6 protein-coding genes are annotated in these 9,174 nt (G+C 41.4%); 4 read left to right on the top strand and 2 right to left on the bottom strand.

Annotated features, from left to right (window positions below):
* The first annotated feature begins 131 nt into the window (after positions 1-131).
* From B4033_RS04110 to pgaD, 4 genes are read left to right on the top strand one after another with little or no spacing between them, the layout of a single operon-like run.
* Positions 132-2,585, top strand: a complete 2,454-nt coding sequence (locus tag B4033_RS04110) for a poly-beta-1,6 N-acetyl-D-glucosamine export porin PgaA (protein ID WP_286832307.1) — start codon at positions 132-134, stop codon at positions 2,583-2,585.
* Positions 2,585-4,390 carry a poly-beta-1,6-N-acetyl-D-glucosamine N-deacetylase PgaB gene (pgaB, locus tag B4033_RS04105; RefSeq protein ID WP_286832304.1) on the top strand — a complete coding sequence of 602 codons (1,806 nt, stop codon included), beginning with the start codon at positions 2,585-2,587 and terminating at the stop codon, positions 4,388-4,390. The genes B4033_RS04110 and pgaB (B4033_RS04105) overlap by 1 nt, the downstream gene beginning before the upstream one ends.
* Positions 4,387-5,649 (top strand): poly-beta-1,6-N-acetyl-D-glucosamine synthase, encoded by a 1,263-nt coding sequence (pgaC, locus tag B4033_RS04100; protein ID WP_286832302.1) that lies wholly within the window; start codon positions 4,387-4,389, stop codon positions 5,647-5,649. Before pgaB (B4033_RS04105) ends, pgaC begins: the two co-directional genes overlap by 4 nt.
* Before the next feature lies 1 nt (position 5,650).
* Complete coding sequence (pgaD, locus tag B4033_RS04095; protein WP_004810820.1) at positions 5,651-6,232, top strand: poly-beta-1,6-N-acetyl-D-glucosamine biosynthesis protein PgaD; 582 nt, start codon at positions 5,651-5,653, stop codon at positions 6,230-6,232.
* Here the strand turns inward: pgaD and pgaB (B4033_RS04090) are convergent.
* The gene (gene pgaB, locus B4033_RS04090) at positions 6,210-7,412 is read right to left on the bottom strand and encodes a poly-beta-1,6-N-acetyl-D-glucosamine N-deacetylase PgaB (RefSeq protein WP_286832300.1); all 1,203 of its coding nucleotides are present in this window, start codon (positions 7,410-7,412) and stop codon (positions 6,210-6,212) included. The genes pgaD and pgaB (B4033_RS04090) overlap by 23 nt on opposite strands.
* Before the next feature lie 178 nt (positions 7,413-7,590).
* A partial coding sequence (locus B4033_RS04085) for a flotillin family protein (RefSeq protein WP_286832298.1) occupies positions 7,591-9,174 on the bottom strand: 1,584 nt, incomplete at its 5' end.

Below are 9,174 nucleotides of genomic sequence, written 5' to 3'. Positions count from 1 at the left end.
AAAGCCCTCTTATTGAGGGCTTTTTTTAGAAGAAATACATAATAGTTTGGTCTGACAGGATGAAATTGTGAGCTAAATCGCACTTTGTTATAATGTTTGTATAAATAAAATACATAACAAGACAAATGCCAATGCTAAACAACAATAACTATTACTCAATCGCCTATGTGTTGCTTGCTACAGGAATCAGCTTGAATCCTTTATATGCAGCTATTACAGACACGCAAAGGCATCAGGTGGTCAAGCAAATTAAGTCTGGGGATACCCAAAAAGGTTTAAAAATACTCGCAGAAATGGTACGCAAAGACCCTGCGAACATGAACCTGCTGGCTGACTTTATTTTGTTAAGCCGACAATATAATTCCCCCCTAATTCAGCAAGATTACAATCTGAATCACTTAAAAATTTCAACATATCCAGTCTATGGGCAACTGCCTCTGGTGATGTTATTACGTGATCAGGGTAAATTTTTGCTGGCTGAACAATATGCAGCAAAATTTCAGAAAAACAGCACAAGTGATATTCCATGGGATTTATATCGTGGCATGTTGCTTGCGGAAAGTGGTCAGTTGGAGCAGGCAGAGCAACAAATCAGGAAAGTTGACCAGAAACAGCTGAATACTGATCAGCTGGTACAATTAGCTTATACCTATCGCTTATTAAGACAACCTATACAGGCACTGAATACCGCAACTCGCGCTTTATCGATGAGTCGTTCGGAAAGTGTGCAGGAACAGTATGTGCTGGCTTTGGCAGCCAGTGCTGATTATGACAGTGCAAACCGTTATTTACAGCAGCAGGGTAAAGGGCAAAGTCGTCTCAAACATGAAGTACAGCTGATCAAGTTTAGTCAACATATTCGGAATGCCATTGATTTCTATAAAGTACAAAGTGAAAAGGATCAGGGCAAAATTGCCTATACAGAGCTGGATCAAGTGATTTCGGAAATGCAGGCTTATGAAAATGAGCTAGCCCAATATCCCGAGTTACGTCAAAGATTTTATTATGAATATATTTTTGCCTTAAGTGCACGGCAACGTTCTGCTGAAGCTTTGGCCCAACTGGCTAAAATCAATCAGCCGGTAGAACAGATGCCTGCCTATACCAGACATGCACTAGCTGATAGCTATTTGCGCAACCATAAACCAAAGCAGGCGGAAATATTGTACCGCAGTCTGTTTAAAGAAAAGAACTATGTGGACTATGACGTCTATGCAGGTCTGTACTATAGCTTGATTGAACAAGAAAAATTTAAAGCCGCTGATGAAATAATTAAGGAAATGGATCAGCGCTTACCAATCTTCTTCTATAGTCAGGCTAAAGGTGTAGACCGTACGATTCATATGGACCGGGATGAGTATGTGATCTTAAGAGGTCTTCATTATAGTTATAAAAACCAGCTGGATAAGGCAGAACTGTATTTTCAGGACCTGGTAAATAAATCTCCAGGAAATCGTAATTACATCAATTATCTTGCGACTATACAGCGTTGGCGTGAAAAACCTTTGCAAGCACAGGCAACGGTTTCCTTACTCAATGGTACAGAGCCATCAACACAAGCCACCCGAATTAATAGCATGCAAAATGCACAAGCTGTCTTTGATGTGCAGACATGGCGTAGTAGCAATACTGATCTTTTAGAGCGGGCAGGAACTGATACCGGGGTAGTACGTAGTCATAAGGAGCTCAAAGATCGTGAGCGGTTTACCATTTCACATAATAGTCTTTATGCGAAAAGTGAAACGGATGATCAAGATCTGGTCAATAATCTGAATGGTTCTCGTGAGAAACAAAGCTGGACGCGACTCAATACCCCATGGTTTTCAGATTATTACCGGGCCTTTGTGGAGCATCAGTACCGTAGTGGAGAGTATGAAGAAGGTAAGCGAGATGATCAACGGATCGGTGTAGGACTGGAATGGGTCGATAACCGTAAGTATGCCACTGTAGCACTTTCACAAGCGACCGAGGGTGATCGCTTTGGTGTGAATATAACCTGGAATCACTGGTTAAGTGATCACTGGAATTATGGTCTGGCTTATAACAGCCAGGCAGAGATTCCATTGCAGATACAGGATGAACATGAAGGGCAGTCTTATCGTTTCGACTTAAACTGGCAACAGCATGAATCTACAAAGGCTGGATTGAGCTATCAGTTTACTGATATTGATGACGGAAATGAGCGTCAGGAACTAGGTACCTATTTCAAGCAACGTATTTTCCAGGCTCCACATCATTTAACCCATCTGAACTTGTATGGATTTTGGGCCTCGAATAAAGATGATGTAGAAACTTCCTATTTCAATCCATCTTCAAGTTGGAGTGCAGAAGCAGGTCTGGAACATGATTGGGTAACCTGGCGTAGTTATGATCAGTCGTTGACTCAACGTTTTTCATTAAATCTTGGTGTATTTGATCAGGAAGATTATGACTCAGGCCTGATTTATTTGGCGAAGTATCAACACCTCTGGCAAATCACCAGAACTTGGTCCCTGAATTATGGGGTGTCCTATGGGCAACACCCTTATGACGGTGAAGATGAAAATAGACTCGAAGCAAGTTTTGGATTTGAAGGGAGATTCTAATGAAAACAATAAAAAATACACTCGCTCTATTAGGATGCTTAAGTCTTTTTATGGCATATAGTCATGCTGAAAATAAAGCGATGGATCTGCCTGAAAACCAGTTCGTAACACTCACTTTTCATGATGTCAGGAATGATGTAGCACGTCAGGGTGATCGTGATCAATATGCAATTAGTACTGAATATTTGGCGCAGTATTTTGCTTGGTTAAAACGTGAAGGCTGGAAAACTATTTCTTTGGAAGATATCCGCCGTGCCCGTGAGAAAAAAATTCCATTACCAGAAAAATCGGTACTTTTGACCTTCGATGATGGGGCGCTAAGCGGATATACCCAAGTATTTCCTTTATTAAAGCAATATAAATTACATGCCGTTTTTGCTATTCCAACCAGCTGGATTGGTACCAAGCATAAAGATGCCATAGAGTCCTATGGGGCAAATAATCTGATGAATTGGGACCAGATGCGGGAAATGCAAAATAGTGGCTTAGTCGAGTTTGTATCGCATTCACATAATCTGCATCGTGGAGTTATTTCGAATCCACAAAGAAATATGCAGCCTGCTGCAACTGCACGTATATATGATCTGACAAAGGCACGTTATGAATCTGACCTCGCTTATAGGCAGCGTGTGCTGGAAGACTTAAAGCGTTCTAAAGCCATTCTGGAACAGGAATTGTCAGTACCGACTCATGCTATTTTCTGGCCCTATGGTGCTGTAACAGCAGAAACAGAAGATATTGCTAAGCAGGCAGGACTAAGCATGTCTTTTAGCCTCGGCACTATGGCGCCATTGGCTGATTCAGTAAAAACCTATCAGCGTGCCTTGATTATGAATAACCCGAACCTGGCAGAAATTAAAGAGGCAATGTCTGAATTTTTGTATCACACCAAGCAACCCTATCTGGAGCAGAAGAGCTTTATTCAGTTTAATTTGAAAGATCTTGCGCAGCCCAGTATAAAACAGGCTGATGAAAAACTCGGTCAGTTCCTCAACCAGTTAGATGCGCTGAAAACCAATCAGCTGATCTTGAAACCTGTTGCCGATCTCGATGGTAATGGCACGGTCGATGTGGCTTACTTCCCGAACAGCCAGTTAAAAATGCAACAGGATTTACTGAACCGTACTTTATGGCAAGCACGTACCCGTACGTATCAGCGTGTTTATGCAGAGTTACCGCTCAGTATGATGAATCAGGGCTATAATATGGTCCAGCTGGTTGAAGATATATTCAAATATAACAGCAATCTGGAAGGCTTGGTGATAGACGCTGGCCAAGAGTTAAATTGTGCTGTAGAGAGTACACAGTGGTCGGCTGAATGTAAGAAACAGATTGAGCGAGTCATTAACTTAAAACAAAATACGAGTCGACGTGCCAAATACTATGCCAATATCAGTAATGTCTATTTAGCAGTACTGAAAATAAATACCCATAAAACTATGGGGCTGAAGGCCTTATTTGAAACCCTGGCAGATGATTCAGACTATATCTATCTGGTTTTGGATCAAAAAACCAGCAAAGCTGAGCATAACCAGTTACTCAAAAATATTCAGCAATTGACCTCCGTACAAAAACAACGTTTGATGATCGGTTTTGATCTGGCAGGTCAATCAGAACAAGATCAATGGATTACTAATAGTATTGCGAATTTACGTAGACAAGGTATCCAGAAAATTTCTCTTGAAAATTATAATTTTAAAAATGCCGGGCAGGTTCAACAAAGACTTTATGCATCGATTAGCTTAAACAGTAATCCTTTCGTTTATCGTGATCCCTTTCAGGCTCAGCAGGGAGAACGTAAATGATTAATAGTATCAGTTTACATGATGTCATTTTTGGCTTTGCTTTTTTCTATCCATTGTTTATGGCCTGGATGTGGATTGCTGGCGGAATCTGGTTTTTTATAAAACGCGAACTGAATCAGAAAGCATTACCTGAACCCAAAGAAGCAGGTTGTAGTATTTTAATTCCCTGTTTTAATGAGGCTGAACAGGTCAAGCAGACCATTCGCTATGCCATGCAAAGTCAGTATCCAAAATTTGAAGTGATTGCGATTAATGATGGCAGTTCGGATCAGACAGGAGAGATTCTGGATGAACTGGCAGAAAAATATCCAAAATTACGTGTAGTACATTTGGCCGAGAACCAGGGTAAAGCGTATGCACTACGTGCAGGGGCAATGGTAAGTGGTTATGAGTACCTGATCTGTATTGATGGCGATGCTTTAATGCATCCACATTGTGTACTCTGGATGATGCACCACTTAACCATGTTCCCGCGTGTCGGAGCGGTAACGGGTAACCCGCGTATTATCAATCGCTCCAGCATACTAGGCAAAGTCCAGGTTGGAGAATTTTCTTCTATTATCGGATTGATTAAGCGGGCACAACGTACTTATGGTCGCATTTTCACTGTCTCTGGTGTCTGTGCCGGATTTAGAAAAACTGCTCTGGATCGTGTTGGTTATTGGCGTGATGACATGATTACCGAAGATATTGATGTGTCATGGCGTTTGCAGTTTGATCATTGGGATGTGCAGTATGTCCCTCAAGCGCTCACCTATATTTATATGCCCGAAACTTTTAAAGGGTTGTGGCAGCAGCGATTACGCTGGGCACAAGGTGGTATTGAAGTACTCTTTGCCTATATTCCTAAAATATTTAAATGGCGTTTGCGCCGCATGTGGCCGATTGCACTGGAATCTGTGATTAGTGTGTTATGGGCATATACCATGTTTGGTGTATTCGTCTTGTTCTTTTATGGTTTGTTCTTTCCTGTGGCCCCAGAGTGGTATATCAATTCTCTGTTGCCGCAGTGGTATGGTGTGATTCTCGGCGCAAGCTGTTTGATTCAGTTCATGGTCAGTCTATGGATTGACCGCAGATATGATAAAGGTCGAATGTTCAGAAGTTATTTCTGGGTAATCTGGTACCCACTATTTTTCTGGATTTTAACCATGTTAACGACCGTTGTATCGTTGCCGAAGACCATTTTTAAAACCCAAACCCGTGCACGGTGGATCAGTCCAGACCGAGGCTTCCGTGGTGAAACAGAGGTAAAATAAGGTGAAAAACAATAAAAATATTCCTGCCAAGCCGCAGGTTAAAATTGCCGAGTATATGGAGCTCCCAACAACTGTTGAACTTTCTGAACTCAGTGTCGCAGCAACTGTTAAAGAATCTAAACTCGATATTCCGGAGTATATCGATGTTCCAGAATATGTAAGTGGTCGAACGAGTGGTTATAGCCTGATGGCACTAGGCTGGATGGCGTGGATATGGCTATTTATGCCATTGGCCTCCCTGGGTTTATGGTGGTTTGAATCGAGCCTGATTGTTGATCATGTCTTAATAGACCATAAACCTTATCAGGGAATGACGCTACTTGAGCTGGCCCTACTGATTATTATTGCTTTTTCAAGCTTGCTGTTATGGGCTTGTTATAACTGGATTCGATTCAATCGAGTAGATCGACGTTCGGCACCTAGACCGGTTGAACTCCAGGAGATTGCTTATAGCTTTGATGTTGAAAAGCATGCTTTACTGGAAATGGTACAGGCCAAACAATTGACCCTGTACTATAATCAGGAGGGGAGATTAGAGCAGTACGATATACAAGGTAGGCCTATGAAAATTTCTTTGGCTTAAAAATCGTTGCATGTGGGTGTGGCATAAAAGGATCTTCTGGATAATAGCCAATATGCTGCACTCCTTGTTCTTTTAATAGATGTACAGTTTCTAATAACTCCTCATTTGAAAGTTTGTGCTGTGTATTCCAGTCTATGGTTTGAATTTCAAAAATGGTCCGAGATAAAGTAGGGTCATACTGCCGTGCTTTTTCTACCAAATTAAGATAGAACTTGGAGTGGTCTGGGGCTTTTTCCATATAAGGCATAGCCATAACAGCATTATAATCATAATGCTGTAGAGTACTTGAGGTTGATTGTGCAAACCATTTCTCGCTTTCAGGATTTAACATCACAGGCGCATAAGAGTTTCGGGCAAATTTGAGTGATGGATGGGTGATTTTAAGCTTATTACTCAATTTTAAAGCAAGATTATCTAAATAGGCGGTTTTAGCTTTAGCAAACTTCATTTGTTCTGGATGTTGAGGATGACGTAATATTTTTTCAGCATCTTTAAATCCCCAATATTTATATACTTGCATGGCAGAGGGGGAACTATCCTCATAGTCATTCAAGGTAATATCATCATGATACAAAATACCGTCCACAGTTATTTTATCTGTTAATGCTTTATAGATATCATAGACATAATCAAAGTTTTTTGGATCAAATGGCGACAGGCGAATATAACCTTTTATGTTCGAGTTTGTAGTTTCTACATAATTTGCCCGGTAGTGCTTTGGCAGTTCCCAAGCCCACATGGGTAACCAGGCATAGATTTTTTTAACAGTTGTACGATTTCGAATCTGTTCAGTGACTTTTTTAAATAAATCTTCCCTGACAGGCATATGGGGATTAGGGAAATACACTTCATTCGCTGAACCATTAGCATCCTCATCAGCATAAGCCTGTAAAAAAATAGTATTAGGCTGGACAGTCTCTATACGCTTGATTAACTGGTTAATATTACGTGTCATCTGACGTGGATCAGGGTCATAAATATAGTCTAAATCAAGATGCATAATTGACATCTCTAATTGTTGGTTCTTCTGGTATCGTTCAATTAATGATGAAAAGGATAAAGGTTTGGTCAGTGCATTTGATGAGCTAGAAAAGGTGCTAAGTAAACTTAAAGAGGTAATTAAACCTAAGCTTAAAGTTATATTGAGTGCAGGTTTTCTGGAAGGAGTTGTATTTTTCATTATGCTATCCAGTAATTATCGTTGTTATAAATTTTCTTATCTTAATAATCCATCATGAGAATGATGCTTATTCGCTTTCTTTACTGATAGCATGTTTATTTGGAAATATATGTGTAATTTTTGAAAAAAGCTTCCATCTTGGAAGCTTTTTTGTTTTAAAAATTTTAGCGATAAATTTTTAGGTTTTCGTTTTCAGACTTTGTGTCATCCCATTAATATCACCACCCTGGATGCCTAACTCACTCATCAGACTGTCAATGAGCGGAGCTTGACTGCGGTAGCGTAGAGCACTATTTACAACTTGGTCGGAAAGAGCAACATTACTACTTTCATGATGAGCATCTGCCTGACAAGAACCTGTATGTGCTCCGTGAAGGCCATTCACCTGAAGAATTTTTATATCATCAATGTTTTCCATTGGCTTAACGCTTTCACGGATAATTTCAGGTAGGTATTTGAGCATTGCCAGACGGATCTGCATTTCTACCTGCTCTGAAGACAGTACATTGTTAGCTTCATTCACTGCACGGGTACCTTCAGCATCGACCTGATACTGTTTCTCCATTGCCTGAGCCAGGAGAACTTTAGCATCTGCTTCCCCCTTGGCTTTTAAACGAACTTTTTCAGCTTCTGCTTCAGCTGCAATACGAATAGCCTCTGCATCATCAGCCGCTGCCTGTTTACCTGCTTCAGCAGCCACGGTAATCGCAATTGCATCTTTCTCGGCCTGTTCTTTGGCAGCCACCAGTTCAACTGCTTTTTGACGTTCTGCCTGCTGAATCTGACGTACTGTTACGACTTCTTCTTCAGCTTTTACTGCTTGAGCACGGGCAAGATCTGCTTGTGCTTTGGCTTCAGATTCGGCACGAGATTTTTCAGCAATCGCAATCGCACGGTCCTGTTCAGCCAGTTCAATGGTTTTCTTTTGTTCAACCTGAGCTTTTTGAATAATCTGTGCTTTCTGGATATTTTCATTTTCGACATCACGGGCAGCCAGAATACGTTTTAATTCTACTTCGCGTTCAGCCGCAATACGTGCTTCCTCTGCTTCACGTTTTTTAGCAGCTTCTTGGGCGGCAATCTCAGCCAGCTGTTCAGCGCGACGAATCGAAATCTCACGTTCCTGTTGCAGCTTGGCGTATTCTTCTTCACGAATAATCTGTAAGCGTGCCTGTTCAGCTTCAAGATTCTTGGTTTTAATTGCCAGGTCAGTATCCTGTTCAATATGGTTGCGTTTACGGCGACGGTCTTCAATGGTTTCAGTCAGTTTGGTCAGACCTTCAGCATCGAAAGCATTTTGTGGATTGAAATATTTGAAGCCAGTCTGATCCAGACCTGTTAAAGAAACAGTTTCGAGTTCAAGACCATTTTTATGCAGATCTTCCGACACGACTTGCTGTACTTTTTGTACAAAGTCGACACGCTTTTCATGAAGCTCTTCCATCGCCATTTCAGCAGCTACGGCACGTAACGAGTCCACGAATTTGCCCTCTACCAGATTTTTCAGCTCGTTCGGCGACATGGTTTTTTGACCAAGGGTTTGTGCTGCCGTTGCAATTGAATCTGCGGTTGGTTTAACCCGGACATAGAATTCGGCCATAACATCGACACGCATACGGTCGCGGGTAATCAGTGCCTGATCATCAGCACGGCGAACTTCCAGACGCAGGGTATTCATATTTACCGGTATAATTTCATGCAATACCGGCAGAACCAACGCACCACCGCCTAGAATGACTTTCTCCCCGCCAAAACCGGTACG

The organism is Acinetobacter sp. UBA3132 (genome assembly GCF_002364825.1).
GTDB lineage: Bacteria > Pseudomonadota > Gammaproteobacteria > Pseudomonadales > Moraxellaceae > Acinetobacter > Acinetobacter schindleri.
The sequence above is the reverse complement of the archived record's forward strand: the minus strand, read 5'-3'. Positions and strand labels throughout refer to the sequence as shown.